Here is a 20,724-nt window from a genome sequence, read left to right as displayed (position 1 = left end):
GCGTCGACGTGACTCGGCCGCGCAAGCGCGGCTCGAGCGTCGCGGTCATCGACATCGGTTCCAACTCGGTCCGCCTCGTCGTCTACGAGGCGCTGACGCGGAGCCTCATTCCGATCTTCAACGAGAAGACGCTGTGCGGCCTCGGGCGCGAGGTGCAGAGCACGGGCCTGCTTGCGCCCGACGCTGTCGACAAGGCGCTGACCTCGCTCAAGCGCTTCCGCGCGCTGTGCCGGGTGATGCAGGTCGGACGCGTGTTCGCGATCGCGACCGCCGCCTGCCGCGACGCCTCCAACGGCCCCGACTTCATCGCGAAGGCCGAACGCATCTGCGCCGTCAAGATCGAGATCCTGTCGGGCCCGCGCGAAGCGCGGCTGTCGGCGCTCGGCGTGATCTCCGGCATTCACCATCCCGACGGCATCGTCGGCGACCTCGGCGGCGGCTCGCTCGAACTGATCGACGTGCGCAGGAACAGCGTGCGCAGTGGCGTGACCCTGCCGCTCGGCGGCCTCGCACTCCAGGACCTCGCGCACAAATCGCTCAAGCGCGCCGACCGCATCGTGCGCGAGGAGCTCGACGAGGTGCCGCAGCTCAAGGCGGGTAGCGGCCGTACCTTCTACGCCGTCGGCGGCACCTGGCGCGCGCTCGCGCGCATCCACATCATCCAGAGCGGCTATCCGCTCCAGGTGATGCACGGCTATTCCATCTCCGCGGCCGAGGCACTCGACTTTTCGCGTCGCCTCCGGCGTCTAGCGGCCGCGAACATGCTCGCCGACATCGAGATCGTCGCGGACGCACGCCGCCCGCTCCTCACCTATGCGGCGCTGGTGCTCGAGCACATCATCCGCGTGGCAAAGCCCAAGACCATCGTGTTCTCGACCTTCGGCGTGCGCGAGGGGCTGCTGCACGAGAAGCTGCCGGAGTCCGAGCGCAACAAGGACGGCCTGATCTGCGCCGCGGAAGAGCTGAACCAGCTGCTGTCACGCTCGGCCAGGCACGCCCGCGAGCTGATCGCCTGGACCGATCGCCTGGTGCGCGTCGTGAAGCTGCGCGAGAGCGAAGAGGATCGCCGCTTGCGCCACACCGCCTGCCTGCTTTCCGACATCGGCTGGCGCGTGCATCCCGATCACCGCGGCGAGCAGACGCTGAGTCTCGTCGTCAACGGCAATTTCGGCGCCATCACCCACACCGAGCGCGCCTTCGTTGGCCTGTCCGTGTTCTATCGCTACGCGGGCCTGAGCGAGGAAAACCAGCCACCGGTGACCACGCAGGAGCTGCTGACGCCGGCCCAGCTCGAACGCGCCCGCCTGCTCGGCGCAGCATTCCGTGTCGCGCATCTGATCTCGGCGGCGCGGCCGGGCGTGCTGCCCGCCACGCATTTCCGCAGCCAGGGACGCAAATTGATGCTGGTGTTCGAGCACCGCCTCGGCGACCTCGTCGCCGACCGCGTCGGCAGCCGCTTCCGCCAGCTCGCCCGCCTGGTCAACCGGGCCGGCTCGATCGTGCGGCGCTGACTCACCTCTCCCGACGGCGAGAGGTGAAGGACGCGCCGCTCGGAAAAGCTTACTCCGCCGACGCCTTGGCGTGGCGCTCGGAAGATTCCAGCGCGGCCTGGCTCAGGCTGCGCCGGCGCCAGATGGAGCCGACGACCAGCACCACGACGACGCCGATGGCCGCGCAGAGATACTCGCCGCCAGCGCCGCCATGGGCGAATTGCGGCGGGATGCGCAAAGCGCCGAGCATGCCGTCCAGCGAGGCGCCGAACGGGCCGTCGAACAGCGTATGCAGCTTCGGCGCGATGCCTGGGTCGGTCGCGATCACCTCGCCCGAGATCCAGCCGAGCAGCGCAGCACCGGCCCACACCAGGACCGGCAGCTTTGCGAGCAGCGCCATGATCAGCGCCGCACCGGCCACGATCAGCGGCACGCTGATGGCAAGGCCGAGGATCAGCAACGGCACGCTGCCATTGGCGGCAGCAGCGACCGCGATGACGTTGTCGAGGCTCATGACGATGTCGGCGACGACGACGATCTGCACCGCGTGCCACAGATGCGAGGCGGACTCGACGCCCTCCTCGTCCTCGTTTTCAGGCACCAGGAGCTTGGCCGCGATCACGATCAGCGCGAGACCGCCGACGAGCTTCAGGTAGGGCAGCTCCATCAGGCTCGCGACGATGCCGGTGAAGATGATCCGCAGCATCACGGCCGCGCCGGCACCGAAGATCATGCCCCACAGCCGGTGCCGCGGCTTGAGGCCGCGGCAGGCGAGCGCAATCACCAGCGCGTTGTCGCCGGAGAGCAGGATGTTGATCCAGATGATCTTGCCGACCGCAATCCAGAAGGTCGGTTCGGCCATCTCGTTGCGAAACTGGGTGAAGAATGCCCCGATCGTAGCGGGATCGAAGATCTGCCAGAGCCAGTTCACAATGAGTCCTTTCGCCCGGTCGCCTTAAAGCATGATCCGGAAAAGTGTGAAGCGATTTTCCGAAAAGATCATGCTCAAACAATAGACTAAAGCGCGATGACGTTCATCGCGCTTTAGTGCGGCTGATGGATCAGCCGACGATCTCGTTGCCCGAGAAGAACTGCGCGATCTCGATCGCAGCGGTCTCCGACGCATCCGAACCGTGCGCGGAGTTTTCGCCGATCGACTTTGCGTAGAGCTTGCGGATGGTGCCTTCGGCCGCTTTGGACGGATCGGTCGCGCCCATCGCGTCGCGGTACTTGGCGACGGCGTTCTCGCCTTCCAGCACCTGCACGACCACCGGGCCCGAGGTCATGAATTGGACGAGCTCGCCGAAGAACGGCCGCGCCTTGTGGACGGCATAGAAGGTCTCGGCCTGTTCCTTGGTCATGCGGATGCGCTTCTGCGCGACGATGCGCAGGCCCGCCTTCTCGATCACGGCGTTAACCGCACCGGTCAGGTTACGCGCGGTCGCATCGGGCTTGATGATCGAGAAAGTGCGTTCGATGGCCATAATCTTGTCCTTGAGGAGAAAGCGGTGGTTCGGAGTTGCCGGGCTTATATCGGCGCCTTCGCGATACGGCAAGCGACCCCAAAAACGGGCCCACGGGCGCTTCGCCGCAGGGCTCCGGTCCCGAGGGCGGCGGCGTTAATTACAGCAATTTCACCCAGATGAACCCAATCTGAAGGCGCCGTCAGGGTTTGGTTCAGCCTGGCCGGCGTAAGGTCGGGCCCATCGAAACCAAAGCCTGACCATGAGGCAGACCCGTTTCGGCGGCCTTTCCATCGACGCGATAGCCCCGCGCCGGCAGTTTGAGGAGATCACCATGTTGAGGAAACTTTCGCTTGCCGCTGTCGCCGCGCTTGCGCTGGGTGCCGCGCTGGCACCGACCTCCGCTTCCGCCCATTGGCACGGCGGCTGGCATGGCGGCGGAGGTGGCTGGCACCACGGCTGGGGTGGACCCCGCTTCTATGTCGGCGGCCCCTCCTATGGTTATGGCGGCTGCTATGTGCGCCGGCTGGTCCCGACCCCCTGGGGACCCCGCTGGCGGCTGATCAACCGCTGCTACTGAGCCCGACAGCACCTTATTCGAGGTACCTTCCCCCAGGGTACCTTCCAAGCGAGGCCCCGGCGTTCCCCCTGCGCCGGGGCCTTGTCTTTGGGCAGATACGACCAATTCATACAATTGTTACTGGACTGCCGGGCGTTCCCCCCAATCGACGAAACCATTTTGGGGGCCAAGGACTTGATGCCGTGTCGTTACCTTGAAACACACGGAACCGCGTGATGACTGGCCTCTTCGCCAATGACACCGAACAAATCGACCGGCGCACCAGCCGCTCGATTTGCGATGCCGTAGGCGAACGGCTTCAGCAGAGCCTCCGTCCCGAACCCCGGCTGCCGACCCATCTCGAACAGCTCCTCAACGAACTGAAGAAGCGCGACCGTGATGGCGGCACGCACTGACTGACGGGCACGGCACGGCCTGCGCAAAAACGGGTTGCGTTTGATCCCGGCTGCGGTGACAAGGCCGCATGCTTGCTATCATCGACCTCTCCATCCGCCTCGCCGGACGTCTTTTGATCGACCAGAGTTCCGTGCAGATCACGCCCGGATCGCGCGTCGGCATGGTCGGGCGCAACGGCACCGGCAAGTCGACGCTGTTCAAGGTGATCCGCGGCGAGCTCGCGGCGGAGCACGGCTCGGTGACCCTGCCCCCACGCTGGCGGGTGGGCAGCCTCGCGCAGGAGGCGCCGAACGGCCCCGAGAGCCTGATCTCGGTCGTGCTCAGGGCCGACCTCGAGCGCGACGCGCTGCTCGCGGAGGCCGAGAGCGCGACTGACCCGCACCGGATCGCCGAGATCCAGACCCGGCTCGTCGACATCGACGCGCATTCGGCGCCGAGCAGAGCCGCCGCGATCCTCTCCGGCCTCGGCTTCTCCGCCGCCGATCAGCTCCGCCCCTGCGCCGAATTCTCCGGCGGCTGGCGCATGCGCGTCGCACTGGCAGCGACGTTGTTCGCAGCTCCTGATCTGCTGCTGCTCGACGAGCCCACCAACTATCTCGACCTCGAAGGCACGCTGTGGCTGGAGGATCACTTGGCGCACTATCCGCGCACGGTGATCGTGATCAGCCACGACCGCGACCTCCTGGATAGCTCGGTCGACCAGATCCTGCATCTGGAACGCGGCAAGCTCACGCTCTACAAGGGAACCTATTCCTCCTTCGAGGAGCAGCGCGCCGCGCGCGAGCTGCTCGATGCCAAGGCCGTCAAGCGCCAGGAGGCCGAGCGCGCCCGCCTGCAAGCCTTCGTCGACCGCTTCAAGGCCAAGGCGTCGAAGGCCCGTCAGGCGCAGTCTCGCGTCAAGATGCTGGAGCGGCTGAAGCCGATCACGGCGCTGGTCACAGAGGACGTGCGCGAGATCTCCTTTCCCGCACCGGAAAAGATCCTGTCGCCGCCGATCATCGCCGTCGACAACGCGTCGGTCGGCTACGATCCGGCAACGCCGGTGCTGAGCCGCGTCACCTTGCGCATCGACAATGACGACCGCATCGCGCTTCTCGGCGCCAACGGCAACGGCAAGTCGACGCTGGTCAAGCTGCTTGCCGGGCGTCTTGCGCCGTTCTCGGGCAAGGTCACGCGCGCCGACAAGCTGTCGATCGCCTATTTCGCGCAGCATCAGCTCGACGAATTGAACGAAGACGCCTCCGCTTACGACCATGTGCGCAAGCTGATGGGCGATGCGCCGGAAGCGAAGGTGCGGGCGCGCGCCGGCGCAATCGGCTTCTCCGGCAAGGCCGCCGACACCAAGGCCGGAAAACTGTCGGGCGGCGAGAAGGCCCGGCTGCTGCTGGGACTTGCGACCTTCTTCGGCCCCAACATGATCATCCTGGACGAGCCGACCAACCATCTCGACATTGACAGCCGCGCCGCGCTTGCCGAGGCCATCAACGAATTCCCCGGCGCCGTCATCATGGTCTCGCACGACCGCTATCTGATCGAGGCCTGCGCCGATCGGCTCTGGATCGTTGCCGACCGCACCGTGACCAATTACGACGGCGATCTCGACGAATACCGCCGCCTGGTGCTGTCCGCGCGCAATGGCGAAGCCCCCCCGCGCGAGCGCAGTGCGCCAAGCGAGAAGCCGCAGCGCCCGAAATCGGACAATCGCGGCTCACTGAAGAAGCGCATCGCGGAAGCCGAAGCCGAGATCGCCCGCGTCAGCGAGATCATCACCAAGATCGACACCGCGCTGTCGCTCCCCGACATCTTCACCCGCGACCCCAAGCAGGCCGCGCAACTGTCGAAGGCACGCGCCAATGCCGCCGACGCGCTGGCACGCGCGGAGGAACAATGGCTGGAGGCGAGCACGCAGTTTGATGAGGCGGCGGGGTAAAGCGCGATGAGATCTTGAATCGTCATCACGCTTTAGGCTGTTGGTTGCGCACGATCTCTCCGGAAAACCGCTTCGCACTTTTCCGCATCATGCTTTAGGTTGGCCAGTTGTGGGATCCACCACGACGACCTCTAGGCAACGGCTAGACATGCGGCTTCAGCAGCATTTGCACCTGTTGGGAGCAACCCTGCTTGCAGCGTTCGGCGCGGCCGCAGCATTCGTCATCCCATTTTGCGTGCAGATCGAAGAGCCGATCAACATCCTCGTCGTCACGCAAGTCCTGAACTTGACGATGACGACGTTCATGGTCGCAATCGCCCACGCCGTGTTGCTCGGTCTTCCTCTCTTTCTTCTCGTCCGCCGCATGCGATCGCACGTCGGGATCGCAGCCTGCGCTCTCGGAGGCTTCGTCGTCGCGGCACTACCATTCGGTGTCCTGGCATTGGTGTCCATGCTCAGTGTCCAGAATGCCTGGACCGACGGCAAGCCAACAATCGTCAATGGCGTGCCAACCCTGTTTTTCTGGATTGAGTACATTCGCACCCTTGGACTGGCAGGTTTGCTGGGCCTTGTTGGCGGCCTCACTTTTTGGGTAGCCATGCGGTCCGGGTCCGGCACAGGCGCTTCCGGCGTGCCCTCGATCGAGGACAGGCATCCGGCGGTGAACGTGTAGATGCCCGCACGCGGACCGGTCGTCCAGGTGACCACGGCGATGCGGCGGCCAGCGGCATCATCACCGGACAGGCTGACGTTCGAGGGCGCGCCGATGCCGCGGGTTGACAGAGTTCCGCGCGGGCATTGCGTCACCCTCGCGGGCTCTCTCGAACAGCGGAGCTAAACCGCTTGCGGATCGCGTCGGCATCGGCGAGCTTGATGCGGCTGCGGAGGAACGCGGATGCCGGCCGATTTTGAACAGAGGCGAGACGCGCTTGTTGGCCTGATCTACGACGCCGTGCTCGACGGCTCGCTCTGGAGCGCTGCCCTGGAAGGCATCGCGGACATCACCCACAGCGCAGCCGCGCTGATCCATGGTTATAGCGTCGACCACAAGCTCTACACCTTCCACGACCTCGCCCGGATCGATCCGGAGTGCAAGCGTCGCCACGAACTTTATCACATCAACAATCCCTGGATGCGGTCGAGCCGTTTTCCGGCAGGCCGGGTAGTGCACTCCGACGACCTGATCGAGCTGCCTCAACTCAAGCGCACCGCCTTCTACGACGACGTTCTTCGGCCGCAGAATCTCGCGCACGGCTCGATCGTCAATGTGGTGAGCCATCCGGAATTCCGGGTTTCGCTCAACGTCGAACGTAGCGAGAAGAGCGGACCGTTCAGCGAACGAGACACCGCGGTCCTGGGCTCGCTGCTGCCGCATTTGCGGCGCGCCTGCGAGCTGCGCTTGCGCATGCTCGACTACCGCGAGGCGGCACGGGCCGAGCGTGACGCGCTCGACGCATTGACAACCGGAATCATCACTTTTGACGCCGGGCAGCGGGTCCTGTTTGCCAACTCCGCGGCCCGGACGCAGGGCGAAGAGCTGTCGCTTCGCGTCCACGCCGGCAGCGACCTGTCCGGACCGCCAGGCGTCGTGAACACCGTCCGTGCGCTTGTCACGGATGCCATCCGCAACGGCGCAGCGGGAATCCATCGCCTGTCGCAGCCGAACGGCCGGGACATCGGCATCACCGTGACGCCGGTGCGGGGGCACGCGTTCGATCACCCCTCGCATCACAAGATCGCAAGCCCTGCGGCAATCGCGCTCCTGGTCGACATGTCCCGTAACGGTGAGGCCGCCAGCGCGCTGTTGGCGGCCCGCCATGGCCTGACGGCGGCCGAATTGCGGGTGGCAACCGCGCTCACCCGGACCAGCGGCATGAAGGCGGCTGCCGCCATGCTCGGCATCAGCCCCAACACGCTCAAGTCCCACACCAAACGAATATACGCCAAGATCGGGGTCCGCGGTCACGCCGAGCTGGTGCAATCGATGGCGCACCTCGCCCGGGCGCTCGATCCGTCGACTTAGCACCTGCGCCCGCCCGTGCAACGGGACATCACCCCATGGGGTGACGACGAACGACCGAGCGAGGAAGACAGTCCGCCCCCGGACAAGGAGACGGATCATGATACGGCCGGCGCTTGCTTTGATATCGCTTCTGTGGCTGGCGCAGCCGCTGCAAGCGGAGCCGAAATACCCGCAATCGACCATTCGCATCGTTCTGGGCTTCAGTCCGGGAAGCGCCCCCGACGTGGCGGCCCGCATCCTGGCCGAACACTTCACGGCGAAGTGGGGCAAGCCCGTCGTGGTCGAGAACATGCTGGGCGCGGGCGGCAACATCGCAGCGGACCACGTCGCCAAATCGGCGCCGGATGGAGCCACGCTGCTGATGGCCGGCAATGCGGCAATCGTCATCAACCCGTCTCTGTACGCAAAGCTGCCGTATGATCCGACGCACGATCTGGTCCCCGTGGCCCAGGTCACGAGCGCGCCGAACATCCTCGTCGTGAACAAGGATGTGCCGGCGGCGAGCGTTCAGGATCTGGTCGATCTGGCGCGGCGGACTCCCCTCACCTTCGCCTCGGCGGGCGTGGGCACCTCTACCCATCTGGCGGGCGAGTTGTTCCAATCCATGGCCGGCATCAAGATGCAGCACGTACCTTACCGCGACAGCTCAGCGCTGTTGAGCGATCTCGTTGCCGGCCGCGTCACGATGTGCTTCGGCAGCATCGCGTCGATGCTGCCGCAGGTCCGCGACGGTGGCGTTCGGGCGCTGGCGATCACATCGCTGCGGCGTTCGCCGGCCATGCCTGATCTGCCGACGCTGGATGAACTGGGTTTCCGCGGCTTTGAGGCCACCGCCTGGTTCGGCCTGATGGCGCCAGCCGGAACGCCGGCTTCGGTCATCACGCTTGTGCATGAGGAGGCGCAGAAGGCAGTGGCCGCACCGGCCGCACGAGAGAAGTTTGCCGGGCTCGGCATGGAAGCGATCACGCGCACACCGGACGAGTTCGCCGCCCAGATCCGGACCGAAACGCCGAAATGGGCGGAACTGATCAGACGGGTCGGTATCGCGCTGATTCAGTAACCGGCGCGGGAGCCTGAAAGCATGATGAAATTGGATTCGTGCGGCTGCGATTCAGCTCTCCCCAACGGGGAGCGGTAATTCGAGTTCCGGGCTCGCCTCGATAACCGAGACTCATCCCGCTTCAAGTCGCCGCCTTCTTCTTCGGCTTCGGCTTGGCCGCTTTCGGCATCGCAGGCGCCTCCGGCGTACCCTCGATCGAGGACAGGCGGCCGGACGTGAACGTATAGATGCCGGCACGCGGACCGGTGGTCCAGGTCACCACGGCGACGCGCCGACCGGCGGCATCGTTGGAGAGGCCGACATTCGAGGGCGCGCCGATGCCGCGCACCACGTCGCATTCGGTATGGCCGAGCGCGACCGTGCCGCCCATGGGGGCCGGCGCGGTCGTCGACGCATTGGCATCGGCCGGTCCGGGGGATGGCGCCATGCCGGGACAGGCGCCGTCGGCACTGACCAGATCCTCTGCCGTCACGGGCTTGTCGGGGGTCAGCGGCGGAGACTCAATCGAGATGCTCTTGATGAACAGGCGGCTCGGCGTGTTGAACCATTGGGCGTCCTTCGACAGCAGATCGGTCCCCGAGCAGCCCGCGACCAGCGGTGCTACGGCAGCCAACGCAACTATGAGCGAGCCGGGAAGCTTTTGATGTCGCACGATAAACTAAATTCCCCGCGTTAAGGACCAGCCCTAAACGATTGTCCCAACATCACTTTGCGGCACGAAGGTGGCCAAGACCAGCCTTACCCCAAATGTGCAAATTATCATTAATTCCGGACGGCCGCTAATTCCGCCGCTGCCACCGGCCCCGTTCGTCGGCCTGCCAATAGGTGACATCAAATCCCCGCGCCTTGCAATCCGTCCAGGCGATGCGGGCGAGCGCCAGCGCGTCCGGATCGTCGCCGTTGAACAGCAAGACCATGCGTTCATAGCCGGGGGCGTCCTGCGGCAGCGCGGCATTGTCGATCAGGAAGCGGACGTTGGCGCCGTTCGGATTGTCCTCCTCGATTGCCAGCACGATCGGCTGGTCGGCGGCATCGCTCACACGCCATGTTGCATGCGGCAGGAAGGAATCGTCGCGGTAGGTCCATAGATGCGCATCCAGCGCATCGGCGCGCTCCTCCGATGTCGACTGCACCACGACGCGCCAGCCGCGCTCCAGCGATTTCTCGAGAAGCGGCGGCAACACGTTCTCCACCGTCATGTTTTGCAGATGGTAGAACAGAACTTCAGTCATCTCAGGTCATTTGCGCTCGTAATGATCTGCCACCAGACGATCCAGCAGGCGGACGCCATAGCCGCTTCCCCAGCTCTGGTTGATGTCGGTCTTCGGCGCGCCCATGGCAATGCCGGCGATATCGAGATGCGCCCAGGGCGTGCCGTCGACGAAACGCTGGAGGAACTGCGCGGCGGTGATCGAGCCGCCGTGGCGGCCGCCGGTGTTCTTCATGTCGGCGAACTGGGAATCGATCAGCTTGTCGTATTCGGGACCGAGCGGCATGCGCCAGACTTTTTCCCCGCTCTCGATACCGGCGGCGAGCAGCCGATCGGCCAGCTCGTCATTGTTGGAGAACATGCCGGCATGCTCGGTGCCGAGCGCGACCACGATCGCTCCGGTCAAGGTCGCCAGATCCACCATGAATTTCGGCTTCGTCTTCTTGGCGACGTACCAGAGCACGTCGGCGAGCACGAGGCGGCCTTCCGCATCGGTGTTGATGATCTCGATGGTCTGGCCCGACATCGAGGTGACGATGTCGCCCGGCCGCTGCGCGTTGCCATCAGGCATGTTCTCGACGAGGCCGATGGCGCCGACCACGTTGGCCTTGGCCTTACGCGCCGCAAGCGCGTGCATCAGCCCGACGACGCAGGCCGCGCCCCCCATGTCGCCCTTCATGTCCTCCATGCTGCCGGCCGGCTTGATCGAGATGCCGCCGGTGTCGAAGCAGACGCCCTTGCCGACGAAGGCGACCGGTGCCTCGCCCTTCTTGCCGCCCTCCCAGCGCATGATCACGGTGCGGCTCGGTCGCGCCGAGCCCTGCCCGACGCCAAGCAGCGCGCCCATGCCGAGCTTGTCCATCGCCTTGACGTCGAGCACCTCGACCTTGACGCCGAGCTTGCGGAGCAGACTGGCGCGGCGCGCGAATTCCTCGGGGAAAAGCACGTTCGGCGGCTCGTTGACGAGGTCGCGCGCGATGATCACGCCGTCGACGACATGGCCGGCCGCAACAAACGCCTTCCTGGCCGCGGCGACATCGCCCACCGCAAGCGAGACGTCGGCGCGTGAGCCGCCCTCCTCGCCGTCCTTCTTCTTGGTCTTGTAGCGGTCGAACTTGTAGGCCCGCAGCCGCAGGCCCGAGGCGATTGCGACCGTCTGCTCGCCCGTCATGGCGCCATCAGGCAGTTCCGCCATGATGGTCATGGCCGCGGCACCGGCGGAGAGCTTGCCCGCCGCCACGCCGCCGAATTTGAGGAAATCGTTCGCCTTCAGGCCCGTAGCCTTGCCGGCCCCGATCACGATCAGGCGGGTGGCCTTCATCCCCTCCGGCGCCAGGATGTCCAGCGCAGCGCCGCTCTTGCCTTTGAAGGCGGCGGCCGAGGCCGCCCGCTTCACAAGTTCGGTGGCGCCGCCGAGCGCCTTGGCCGTCGCCGGGCCGAGCTTCAGACCGTCGTCACAGAACACGACCAGGATGCCACGTGCGGCGACAGACAGCGGGACGAAGCCGACCTTGATGGCATCGGACATAAGCAACTCCTTCAAGACATGTGGTTTTTCCGCTCGACGATCCCGGCCACGGGCCGGCGCTGAACGGCGATTCACTGGACTTTACCCACTATGGGCCACGCGCCCGGCAGATGCCAAGCACCGCCCGTGGCCGCCATGCCACAACGAGGGAAATATTAACCATATTATGAGGGTGCCACGGGGCAGCCATTTTGTTGACGGATCAAAGGGATGGTAGTGAGAGAGTGAGCTGGCGGAAGAGCTGTTCGTCCAACCTTGGGGATCCCCGTTCGGGGATTGGTTGGACGGCGAGACTTCCAGCCTGCATTGGGGACTTGGTGGGATTCGTGCGGTAGCGCATGGGGTCAATCGATAGGTATATCTTCCGCACGACGCTGGCGTCGTTTGCGCTGGTCCTGGTCAGCCTCACCGGCGTGATCTGGATTACGCAGGCGTTGCGCGGCATCGACCTGATGACGAGCCAGGGTCAGACCATCCTCACCTTCCTCGGCATCACCAGCCTCGTCGTGCCCGCGCTGGTCCTGATCATCTCCCCGATCGCGCTGATGATCGCGATCTCGCACACGCTGAACAAGCTCGCGACCGATTCCGAGATCATCGTGATGAATGCCGCCGGCTTCTCGCCGTTCCGGCTGTTCTATCCGTTCTTCTACGCCACCTGCGTGGTGGCGCTGCTGGTTGCCTTCATTGCGGCCTATCTCGCCCCCGACGGCATGCGGCGGATCAAGCAGTGGGACGCCGAGATCACCGCCGATGTGCTCACCAACATCCTGCAGCCCGGCCGCTTCGCCCAGCTCGACAAGAACCTGACGATCCGGATTCGCGAGCGCCAGCCCGGCGGCATCCTCGCCGGCATCTTCATCGACGACCGCCGCGATCCCAACGAGCGCATCTCGATCGTCGCCGAGCACGGCGAGGTCGTGAAGAACGAGAATGGCTCGTTCCTCGTGCTCAAGGACGGCAATCTCCAGCGCTTCGAGGCGGGCAAGCGCGACCCCGCGCTGGTGGCCTTCGGCCGTTACGGCTTCGACATGTCGAAATTCGGCAATCAGGGCCGCGACGTCACCCTCGGCATTCGCGAGCGTTATCTCTGGGAGCTGTTCTCCCCATCCGAGAATGACCCCGTCTACAAGCAGATTCCCGGTCAGTTCCGCTCGGCCTTGCACGACAGCCTGCTGGCGCCGATCTATCCGTTCGCCTTTGCCGTGCTGACCTTCGCCTTCCTCGGCGCGCCGCGCACCACCCGCCAGAGCCGCAATTTCTCGATCGGCTCGTCGATCATCGCGGTGTTCGGCCTGCGCATGGCCGGCTTCGCCTGCTCAGTGATGGCGGTGAAATCGCCGGGCGCTGTGCTGGTCCAATACGCGATGGTCGTGGGCGCCATCGGCGTGGGGCTGTGGATGATCGTCGGCGGCGTCGTGATCGAGCCGCCGCCCCGCCTCATGGAGGCCATCAACAGATCGAACGCGCGGATCGCGCGGCTGTTCGGACGGCCGGCCACCGCATGAGCATGCTCACCAACACGCTCGGACGCTATTTCGCCGGCCGCTTCGTGGTCGCGGCGCTGGGCGTGTTTGCGAGCATTTTCCTGCTGCTCGTGCTGGTCGACTACATCGAGATGGTGCGCAAGACCTCGGGCCTGGCATCCGCCTCCGCGATCATGGTCGCCGAGACCTCGCTGTTCCGGGTGCCGCAGTTGCTGGAGAAGCTGACGCCGTTCTGCATGCTGATCGGCGCCATGACCTGCTATCTCGCCCTCTCCCGGCGGCTCGAGCTCGTGGTTGCGCGCGCCGCGGGCGTCTCGGCCTGGCAGTTCATCTCGCCGGCGCTCGGCAGCGCGCTCCTGATCGGGGTGATCGCCACCGTCGCCTACAATCCGATGTCGGCCAATCTGCGCGAGCTCTCCAAGCGCATGGAGGCCGAGCTGTTCGGCTCGGCGCCCGGCGGCGGCATCCAGGACGCCACCGGCTTCTGGCTCAACCAGGTGACCAGCGACGGCCAGACGATCATCAACGCGGCGCGCAGCGAGCAGCAGGGTATCCGGCTCACCGGGCTCACGCTGTTCCGGTTTGACACAGAGCAGCACTTCAAGGAGCGCATCGAGGCGCGCGAGGCGGAGCTCGAACCCGGACAGTGGATCTTCAGGGGCGTCCGCCGTTTCTCGCTCGACGCGCCGCCGACGGAGCAGGCCGGTATGGCGATTCCCACGTCGCTGACCGAGGCCCAGGTCCGCAACAGCTTTTCCACACCCGAGACTGTGTCCTTTTGGCAACTACCGAGCTACATCCGCTCCTCCGAAAGCTCAGGCTTCGCGACAGCCGGCTATCGACTCCAGTATCACAAGCTGTTGGCGCAGCCGTTTTTGCTCGCCGCCATGGTGATGCTCGCGGCCTCGGTGTCGTTGCGCTTCTTCCGGATGGGCGGCGTGCAGAAGATGGTTTTGAGTGGCGTGGGCGCAGGCTTTCTGCTCTACGTTCTGTCGAAAGTGACTGAAGACTTGAGCAAGGCTGAGTTGATGCATCCGATCGCTGCGGCGTGGTTGCCCGTGGTGGTGGGCGGCCTCACCGGCTTTTTGGCCTTGTTGTATCAGGAGGACGGTTAGTGACTGCCGTCCAACGAGGGCTCGTGTCTCGTTTGACGCGCCGCACCGTTGTGCGCGCGAACGGAAGCGGCTTGTCCGTCCGCAGGCTCCTGCTCGCGCTCGTCACGGCTGCCTCGCTTGGCGGCCTGATTGACGTTGCCACCGTGGCGCCGGCCTCTGCCCAATACACCTACAATCCGCTGCCGCCGCGTCCGAAGCCGCCGAAGGTCGCCAACGACAACCAGATGCTGGTTCAGGCGACCGAGGTCGACTACGACTACAACAATTCGCGCGTCTCCGCGGTGGGTAACGTCCAGCTGTTCTACAACGGCACGAGCGTCGAGGCCGACAAGGTCATCTACGACCAGAAGACCAAGCGGCTCCATGCCGAAGGCAACATCCGCATGACGGATGCCGACGGCAAGATCACCTATGCCGAGATCCTGGATCTAAGCGACGACTACCGCGACGGTTTCGTCGATTCGCTGCGCGTGGACACCGCTGACCAGACCCGCATGGCCGCGAGCCGCGCCGACCGCTCCAGCGGCAACTACACGGTGTTCGAGAACGGCGTCTACACGGCCTGCGCGCCGTGCAAGGACGATCCGAAGAAGCCGCCGCTGTGGCAGGTCAAGGGTGCGCGTATCATCCACGACCAGCAGGAGAAGATGCTGTATTTCGAGACGGCGCAGCTCGAATTCTTCGGCGTGCCGCTCGCCTACATGCCCTATTTCTCGACGCCCGACCCGACCGTGAAGCGCAAGACCGGCTTCCTGATGCCGGGCTTCACCTCCTACACCGCGTTCGGCTACGGCGTCGAAGTGCCGTTCTACTGGGCGATCGCGCCCGACATGGACGCGACCTTCAGCCCGCGCATCACCTCCAAGCAGGGCGTGCTGTTCCAGGCCGAATTCCGCCAGCGCCTGATGGACGGCGCCTACCAGATCCGCGTCTACGGCATCGACCAGCTCAACCCCAGCAATTTCGCCGGCCAGCCGGGCGACCGCCAGTTCCGCGGCGGCGTCGAGACCAAGGGCCAGTTCGCGCTGAACGACAAATGGGTCTGGGGCTGGGACGGCGTCCTGCTCTCCGACTACTATTTCATGTCGGACTACCGCCTGGCGGCCTACCGCGATCCGCTCGGCTCGTTCCTGAACCTGCCGACCGACGCGCTTTCGCAGCTCTACCTGACCGGCGTCGGCAATCGCAGCTTCTTCGACGCGCGCACGATGTACTGGCTGAGCTACTCGGGCAACCAGAGCCAGGTGCCGGTCGTCTATCCCGTGATCGACTATTCGAACGTGCTCAACTACCCCGTCTTCGGCGGCGAGTTCAGCTACAAGACCAACTTCGTGAACCTGTCGCGTGACAGTGCGGTGTTCGATCCGATCACGACGCTCGCCAACACCAACAGCCTGTGCACGACGGCGTCGGCCGATCCGCTCGCCCGCACGCCCTCCCAGTGCCTGCTGCGCGGCTTCCCCGGCACCTATACCCGCCTGACGGCGGAGGCGCAGTGGCGCAAGTCCTTCACCGACCCGCTCGGCCAGATCTGGACGCCGTTCGCCAGCCTCCGCGCCGATGCGATCAACTCCTCGGTCTCGAACCAGCCGGGCGTGTCGAACTATTTGCCGGTCGGCGACACCCAGGCGTTCCGCCTGATGCCGACCGTCGGCCTCGAATACCGCTATCCCTTCATCAACGTTCAGCCCTGGGGCTCCACCACGATCGAGCCGATCGCGCAGATCATCATCCGCCCGAACGAGACCTATGCCGGCAAGCTGCCGAACGAAGATGCGCAGAGCATGGTGTTCGACACCTCGAACCTGTTCAGCGTCGACAAGTTCTCCGGTTACGACCGCGTCGAGGGCGGCGGCCGCGCCAATGTCGGCGTGCAGGCCACCACGCAGTTCGACAAGGGCGGCGCGGTCAAGGCGCTGTTCGGCCAGTCCTACCAGCTGTTCGGCATGAACTCCTACGCGGTCCAGGACTCCATCAACACGGGGCTGGATTCCGGTCTCGACAAGCCCCGCTCCGACTACGTGGCGAGCCTCGCCTACTCGCCCAACCGCACCTATACGTTCAGCGTCCGCTCCCGCATGGACGAGCAGACCTGGAACGTCCAGCGTTTCGAGGCCGAAGGCCGCGCCAATTTCGATCGCTGGTCGGTCAGCGTGATGTACGGCAACTATGCGGCGCAGCCGGAACTCGGCTATCTGACGCGCCGCGAGGGTATCCTGACCTCGGGCTCGCTCAAGGTCGCGACCAATTGGGTGGTGTCGGGCTCGGCGCGCTGGGACCTCGAGGCCAACAAGATCAACCAGTATGTGCTCGGCGCCGGCTATGTCGACGATTGCTTCGTGCTGGCGGCGAACTACGTAACTTCGTATAGCTATTCCGCCGGCGCGACGCCGCCCGTGCTGAGCCACGCGTTCATGTTCCAGATCGGCCTGCGCACGCTGGCGACCTCGTCGACGACCAGCAGTTCCGGCGGTCTCCAGTAAATGGTTTGAAGTGCCGGCCGCGTTTTCCAGAATCGCAGGTTCACCGCGGCTGACATACGAGCGATATCCATGACGACTGCTTTGCCTGTGTTCCGCCTCCTCCTCGTCCTCGCCGCCCTGTTCCTGGCCGCCACGCCGTCGCGCGCGCAGAACATCGTCGTCATGGTCAACGGCGATCCGATCACCGATTTCGACATCGAGCAGCGCTCCAAGCTCGACCAGCTGACGACCCAGAAGACCCCGGGCCGGCAGGAGGTCATCAACGAGCTGATCGACGACAAGGTGAAGCTGAAGGAAGGCAAGAAGTACGGCGTCGATCCCGGCGTCTCCGACATCAACCAGTCCTACGAGGGCATGGCGCAGCGCATGCGCATCTCGACCGATCAGCTGACCAAGTCGCTCGAGGTCAAAGGCGTCCGCCCCGAAACGCTGAAGGGCCGGATGAAGGCCGAGATGGTCTGGACCAGCCTCGTGCGCGGCCGCTTCAAGGAGAAGCTGATGATCGGCGAGCGCGACGTCGCGCAGGCCGTGCAGGCCCAGACCGGCGACAAGCTCCAGATCGAGGGCACCGAATACAAGATGCAGCCGATCGTGCTGATCGTGCCGCGCGGCTCGTCGCCGGCCTTCCAGGAAACGCGGATGAAGGAAGCCGAGCAATATCGCTCGCGCGTCGGAAGCTGCGAGGAAGCCAATTCGCTGTTCCGCTCGACGCCGAATGCCACCATCCGCGAGAGCGTCACCAAGACCACCGCGGACCTGCCCGAGGCACTGCGCAAGGTGCTCGACGACACCCCGATCGGCCACCTGACCGCCCCCGAGGTGACCAAGGCGGGCATCGAGATGGTGGTGCTGTGCTCGCGCAAGCCGACCATGATCGACACGCCGAAGAAGCGCGAGGTCCGCGAGAAGATGTATCAGGAGAAGTACGAGAAGACCCAGAAGGCGTATCTCGACGAGCTCCGCAAGGCGGCGATGATCGAATATCGCAACCGCTGATGGCCACTCCCGCAGCAAAGCCCCTCGTCCTGACCCTGGGAGAGCCTGCCGGCATCGGCCCCGACATCACGATTGCAGCCTGGCTCCGGCGCCGTGAATTGAACCTGCCCGCCTTCTATCTGCTCGGCGACGAGGCGTTGATCGCGCGGCGCGCCAAAGCGCTCGGCGCCGGGATCCGGATCGCCTCCGTCAGCGCCGGCGAGGCCGTAACCGCCTTTGCCGAGGCCCTGCCCGTGGTTGCGACCGGCGAACGCGCAACGGCCGAGCCGGGCAAGCCCGACGCCTCGAGCGCGCCGGCCGCGCTCGCCTCGATCCGTCAGGCGGTCACGGATGTCCGCGCCGGCCGCGCCGGTGCCGTCGTCACCAATCCGATCGCCAAGAGCGTGCTCTACCGCGCCGGCTTCCGCCATCCCGGCCACACCGAATTCCTCGCCGAGCTTGCCGCCGTGGACGGCCGCGTGCCGCAGCCGGTGATGATGCTGTGGTCGCCGCGGCTCGCCGTCGTGCCCGTGACCATCCACGTCTCCTTGCGCGAGGCGCTGGCCCAGCTCACCAGCGAATTGATCGTCTCGACCGTGCGCATCGTCGCGGCCGAACTGACATCCCGCTTCGGCATCACGAAGCCGCGCATCGCGATCTCCGGCCTCAATCCGCATGCCGGCGAGGACGGCTCGCTCGGCCACGAGGAACAGACGGTGATTGCGCCGGCGCTAAAAGTTCTGCGCAAGGACGGCATCGAGGCCAGGGGCCCGCTGCCCGCCGACACCATGTTCCACGAGGCCGCGCGCAGCCTCTATGACTGCGCGGTCTGCATGTATCACGACCAGGCGCTGATCCCGATCAAGACGGTCGCCTTCGACGACGCCGTCAACGTCACGCTCGGCCTGCCCTTCATCCGCACCTCGCCCGATCACGGCACCGCCTTCGACATCGCCGGCACCGGCAAAGCCAACCCGGCGAGCCTGATTGCGGCACTTCAGCTCGCCAGCCGCATGGCGGCTGCCAGCAACGGATGAGCGCGATCGACGATCTCCCGCCGCTGCGCGAGGTCATTCGCCGGCACGCGCTGTCGGCCCGCAAATCGCTCGGCCAGAATTTCCTGCTCGACCTCAACCTCACCGCCCGCATCGCGCGCGCAGCGGCTCCCCTCGAAGAGTCCACCATCGTCGAGATCGGCCCCGGCCCCGGCGGACTGACCCGCGCGCTACTCGCGCTCGGCGCCAAACGCGTCATCGCGATCGAGCATGACGAGCGCGCGATCCCGGCCCTGCAGGATATATCCGCACGCTACCCCGACAGACTCGAGATCGTGCATGGCGACGCCATGACCTTCGACCCGCGTCCGCGGCTCAATGGCGAGCGCGCAAAAATCGTCGCCAACCTGCCCTACAACATCGCGACCCCTCTGCTGATCGGCTGGCTCACCACCGAGCCCTGGCCGCCCTGGTACGACATGATGGTCCTGATGTTCCAGCGCGAGGTCGGCGAGCGCATCGTCGCGCGCGAGGACGAGGAGGCCTATGGCCGCCTCGGCGTGCTCGCCAACTGGCGCTGCGAGACGAAGATCCTGTTCGACATTGCACCGTCTGCGTTCGTGCCGCCGCCGAAGGTCACGTCCTCCGTCGTCCGCCTGATCCCGCGCGAAACGCCTCTGCCGTGCGATCGCAAGCTGCTCGAACAGGTCGCCGCCGCCGCCTTCGGCCAGCGTCGAAAAATGCTGCGGCAAAGCCTGAAATCGCTGGGCGTCGATCCGGCGCGGCTCGCGAGCGCCGCCGGCGTCGATGCGACGCGGCGCGCGGAGACCGTTCCGATTTCCGGCTTTGTTGCCATGGCGCGTGAATTGGCCGATATACGCAGCGAAGGCTAAGACGGAAATTCCGGAGGAAAGAAAATGGCGTTGATGCGTCGGCAGTCCCTGGTCAAGTTCGATGCGCCCTTGTGCGAGACCATCGTCGACACGCCCAAGCCGCAAGGACGCGAGGTGCTGGTGCGCATCGAGCGCTGCGGCCTCTGCCATTCCGACCTGCACATCCAGGACGGCTATGCGGATCTCGGCGGCGGCAAGAAGCTCGACACCACGCGCGGCATGACGCTGCCCTTCACGCTCGGCCACGAGATCGCCGGAATCGTCGACGAAGTCGGCCCTGACGTTCCCGCCGGCCTCATTGGCAGCAAGAAGGCGGTGTTTCCGTGGATCGGCTGCGGCCAGTGCCGCGACTGCGCCAATGGTGACGAGAATCTCTGTGCGAAGCAGCGCTTCCTCGGCGTCTCCATCGATGGCGGTTTTGCAACTCACGTCCTGGTGCCCGACGCAAAGTATCTGCTCGACTACGATCCCCTGCCCGTCAACCAGGCCGCAACGTTGATGTGCTCCGGCGTCACCGCCTACGGCGCGCTCAAGCGCCTGGTCGACCGTCCGCGCCAGCGCAACCTCCTGCTGATCGGGCTCGGTGGCGTCGGCATGATGGGGCTCTCCTTCGCGCAGGCCATGTTCAAGCAGCCGATCACGGTGGCCGACCTCTCGCCGGCCGCGCGCGACACGGCGCTGAAGAACGGCGCAGCCGTCGCCTACGATCCGTCAGAGCCCGACGTGATCAAGCGCATCCTGAAAGAGACCGAAGGCGGCTTCGACGAGATCGTCGACTTCGCCGGCAACGAGAAGTCGATGGCGTTCGCGGTGGCGGTCGCCGCGCGCGGCGGCAAGGTCGTGGTGTCCGGCTTGATGGGCGGCCAGTTCACGCTGCCGATGGTGCAATGGGTCTACAAGCGCCTGACCGTCGAAGGCTTCATGGTCGGCACGCTCGCGGAGGGCCAGGAGCTGATGGCGCTCGCCCGCACCGGCAAGATCAAGCCGACGCCGATGCGCGAGGAACCGATGGCCGACGTCCAGAAATGGATCGACGAATTGCGCGCCGGCAGGGTCGTCGGCCGCATCGTGCTGAAGAACTGAGATCCGTGTGACG

General features: G+C 65.4%; 19 protein-coding genes. 14 read left to right on the top strand and 5 right to left on the bottom strand.

Annotation, left to right across the window (positions count from 1 at the left end; translation table 11 throughout):
* Nucleotides 1–8 precede the first annotated feature (8 nt).
* Complete coding sequence (ppx, locus tag AC1RUR_RS32125) at nucleotides 9–1,511, top strand: exopolyphosphatase (RefSeq protein WP_492851540.1); 1,503 nt, start codon at nucleotides 9–11, stop codon at nucleotides 1,509–1,511.
* A gap of 49 nt (nucleotides 1,512–1,560) precedes the next feature.
* On the opposite strand, the gene AC1RUR_RS32120 is transcribed toward ppx, so the two are convergent.
* Nucleotides 1,561–2,421 carry a TerC family protein gene (locus AC1RUR_RS32120; RefSeq protein WP_492851538.1) on the bottom strand — a complete coding sequence of 287 codons (861 nt, stop codon included), beginning with the start codon at nucleotides 2,419–2,421 and terminating at the stop codon, nucleotides 1,561–1,563.
* Nucleotides 2,422–2,551: 130 nt separating this feature from the next.
* Entirely contained in the window at nucleotides 2,552–2,974 is a 423-nt protein-coding gene (gene ndk, locus AC1RUR_RS32115) for a nucleoside-diphosphate kinase (RefSeq protein ID WP_492851536.1), read from the bottom strand.
* A gap of 313 nt (nucleotides 2,975–3,287) precedes the next feature.
* Between ndk and AC1RUR_RS32110 the strand changes: the two genes are divergently transcribed.
* The 6 genes from AC1RUR_RS32110 (at nucleotide 3,288) to AC1RUR_RS32085 (ending at nucleotide 8,942) form a co-directional block, all read left to right on the top strand.
* Nucleotides 3,288–3,533, top strand: coding sequence for a sulfur globule protein precursor (locus tag AC1RUR_RS32110; protein WP_492851535.1), 246 nt, complete (start codon nucleotides 3,288–3,290; stop codon nucleotides 3,531–3,533).
* 215 nt (nucleotides 3,534–3,748) lie between these two features.
* Entirely contained in the window at nucleotides 3,749–3,928 is a 180-nt protein-coding gene (locus AC1RUR_RS32105; RefSeq protein ID WP_492851533.1) for a hypothetical protein, read from the top strand.
* Between the two features lie 68 nt (nucleotides 3,929–3,996).
* Complete coding sequence (locus AC1RUR_RS32100) at nucleotides 3,997–5,859, top strand: ABC-F family ATP-binding cassette domain-containing protein (RefSeq protein WP_492851532.1); 1,863 nt, start codon at nucleotides 3,997–3,999, stop codon at nucleotides 5,857–5,859.
* A gap of 148 nt (nucleotides 5,860–6,007) precedes the next feature.
* Entirely contained in the window at nucleotides 6,008–6,532 is a 525-nt protein-coding gene (locus AC1RUR_RS32095) for a hypothetical protein (protein ID WP_492851670.1), read from the top strand.
* A gap of 222 nt (nucleotides 6,533–6,754) precedes the next feature.
* Entirely contained in the window at nucleotides 6,755–7,882 is a 1,128-nt protein-coding gene (locus AC1RUR_RS32090) for a helix-turn-helix transcriptional regulator (protein WP_492851530.1), read from the top strand.
* A 97-nt stretch (nucleotides 7,883–7,979) separates the two neighbouring features.
* Nucleotides 7,980–8,942: a Bug family tripartite tricarboxylate transporter substrate binding protein gene (locus AC1RUR_RS32085; protein WP_492851528.1), complete on the top strand. Its 963-nt coding sequence runs from the start codon at nucleotides 7,980–7,982 to the stop codon at nucleotides 8,940–8,942.
* A gap of 121 nt (nucleotides 8,943–9,063) precedes the next feature.
* Here the strand turns inward: AC1RUR_RS32085 and AC1RUR_RS32080 are convergent, their stop codons facing one another.
* From AC1RUR_RS32080 to AC1RUR_RS32070, 3 genes are all read right to left on the bottom strand, one after another.
* Complete coding sequence (locus AC1RUR_RS32080; protein ID WP_492851526.1) at nucleotides 9,064–9,555, bottom strand: hypothetical protein; 492 nt, start codon at nucleotides 9,553–9,555, stop codon at nucleotides 9,064–9,066.
* 166 nt (nucleotides 9,556–9,721) lie between these two features.
* Complete coding sequence (locus tag AC1RUR_RS32075; RefSeq protein ID WP_492851524.1) at nucleotides 9,722–10,174, bottom strand: DNA polymerase III subunit chi; 453 nt, start codon at nucleotides 10,172–10,174, stop codon at nucleotides 9,722–9,724.
* A gap of 6 nt (nucleotides 10,175–10,180) precedes the next feature.
* The gene (locus AC1RUR_RS32070; RefSeq protein WP_492851523.1) at nucleotides 10,181–11,680 is read right to left on the bottom strand and encodes a leucyl aminopeptidase; all 1,500 of its coding nucleotides are present in this window, start codon (nucleotides 11,678–11,680) and stop codon (nucleotides 10,181–10,183) included.
* A gap of 338 nt (nucleotides 11,681–12,018) precedes the next feature.
* Between AC1RUR_RS32070 and lptF the strand changes: the two genes are divergently transcribed.
* The 7 genes from lptF to AC1RUR_RS32035 all read left to right on the top strand — a co-directional run bounded on the left by lptF (nucleotide 12,019) and on the right by AC1RUR_RS32035 (nucleotide 20,711).
* Nucleotides 12,019–13,188, top strand: coding sequence for an LPS export ABC transporter permease LptF (lptF, locus tag AC1RUR_RS32065; RefSeq protein WP_492851521.1), 1,170 nt, complete (start codon nucleotides 12,019–12,021; stop codon nucleotides 13,186–13,188).
* On the top strand, nucleotides 13,185–14,282 hold the full coding sequence (gene lptG / locus AC1RUR_RS32060) for an LPS export ABC transporter permease LptG (protein WP_492851520.1): 1,098 nt from the start codon (nucleotides 13,185–13,187) through the stop codon (nucleotides 14,280–14,282). The genes lptF and lptG overlap by 4 nt, the downstream gene beginning before the upstream one ends.
* Complete coding sequence (locus tag AC1RUR_RS32055; RefSeq protein ID WP_492851518.1) at nucleotides 14,282–16,765, top strand: LPS-assembly protein LptD; 2,484 nt, start codon at nucleotides 14,282–14,284, stop codon at nucleotides 16,763–16,765. Before lptG ends, AC1RUR_RS32055 begins: the two co-directional genes overlap by 1 nt.
* A gap of 69 nt (nucleotides 16,766–16,834) precedes the next feature.
* Nucleotides 16,835–17,761, top strand: coding sequence for a SurA N-terminal domain-containing protein (locus AC1RUR_RS32050; protein WP_492851516.1), 927 nt, complete (start codon nucleotides 16,835–16,837; stop codon nucleotides 17,759–17,761).
* Nucleotides 17,761–18,777 (top strand): 4-hydroxythreonine-4-phosphate dehydrogenase PdxA, encoded by a 1,017-nt coding sequence (gene pdxA, locus AC1RUR_RS32045; protein ID WP_492851514.1) that lies wholly within the window; start codon nucleotides 17,761–17,763, stop codon nucleotides 18,775–18,777. The genes AC1RUR_RS32050 and pdxA overlap by 1 nt, the downstream gene beginning before the upstream one ends.
* On the top strand, nucleotides 18,774–19,628 hold the full coding sequence (gene rsmA, locus AC1RUR_RS32040; protein WP_492851512.1) for a 16S rRNA (adenine(1518)-N(6)/adenine(1519)-N(6))-dimethyltransferase RsmA: 855 nt from the start codon (nucleotides 18,774–18,776) through the stop codon (nucleotides 19,626–19,628). Before pdxA ends, rsmA begins: the two co-directional genes overlap by 4 nt.
* 24 nt (nucleotides 19,629–19,652) lie before the next feature.
* Complete coding sequence (locus AC1RUR_RS32035) at nucleotides 19,653–20,711, top strand: alcohol dehydrogenase (RefSeq protein ID WP_492851510.1); 1,059 nt, start codon at nucleotides 19,653–19,655, stop codon at nucleotides 20,709–20,711.
* Nucleotides 20,712–20,724 lie beyond the last annotated feature (13 nt).

The sequence above is a fragment of the Bradyrhizobium sp. GW821-FHT12B03 genome (assembly GCF_058807535.1).
This window is presented reverse-complemented; position numbering and strand designations above follow the sequence as displayed.

Coding starts and splice junctions, on each gene's coding strand:
- ndk (WP_492851536.1), bottom strand. CDS start 2,974: ATGGCCATCGAACGCACTTTCTCGATCATCAAGCCCGATGCGACCGCG.
- AC1RUR_RS32110 (WP_492851535.1), top strand. CDS start 3,288: ATGTTGAGGAAACTTTCGCTTGCCGCTGTCGCCGCGCTTGCGCTGGGT.
- AC1RUR_RS32105 (WP_492851533.1), top strand. CDS start 3,749: ATGACTGGCCTCTTCGCCAATGACACCGAACAAATCGACCGGCGCACC.
- AC1RUR_RS32100 (WP_492851532.1), top strand. CDS start 3,997: ATGCTTGCTATCATCGACCTCTCCATCCGCCTCGCCGGACGTCTTTTG.
- AC1RUR_RS32095 (WP_492851670.1), top strand. CDS start 6,008: ATGCGGCTTCAGCAGCATTTGCACCTGTTGGGAGCAACCCTGCTTGCA.
- AC1RUR_RS32090 (WP_492851530.1), top strand. CDS start 6,755: ATGCCGGCCGATTTTGAACAGAGGCGAGACGCGCTTGTTGGCCTGATC.
- AC1RUR_RS32085 (WP_492851528.1), top strand. CDS start 7,980: ATGATACGGCCGGCGCTTGCTTTGATATCGCTTCTGTGGCTGGCGCAG.
- AC1RUR_RS32075 (WP_492851524.1), bottom strand. CDS start 10,174: ATGACTGAAGTTCTGTTCTACCATCTGCAAAACATGACGGTGGAGAAC.
- AC1RUR_RS32070 (WP_492851523.1), bottom strand. CDS start 11,680: ATGTCCGATGCCATCAAGGTCGGCTTCGTCCCGCTGTCTGTCGCCGCA.
- lptF (WP_492851521.1), top strand. CDS start 12,019: ATGGGGTCAATCGATAGGTATATCTTCCGCACGACGCTGGCGTCGTTT.
- lptG (WP_492851520.1), top strand. CDS start 13,185: ATGAGCATGCTCACCAACACGCTCGGACGCTATTTCGCCGGCCGCTTC.
- AC1RUR_RS32050 (WP_492851516.1), top strand. CDS start 16,835: ATGACGACTGCTTTGCCTGTGTTCCGCCTCCTCCTCGTCCTCGCCGCC.
- pdxA (WP_492851514.1), top strand. CDS start 17,761: ATGGCCACTCCCGCAGCAAAGCCCCTCGTCCTGACCCTGGGAGAGCCT.
- rsmA (WP_492851512.1), top strand. CDS start 18,774: ATGAGCGCGATCGACGATCTCCCGCCGCTGCGCGAGGTCATTCGCCGG.
- AC1RUR_RS32035 (WP_492851510.1), top strand. CDS start 19,653: ATGGCGTTGATGCGTCGGCAGTCCCTGGTCAAGTTCGATGCGCCCTTG.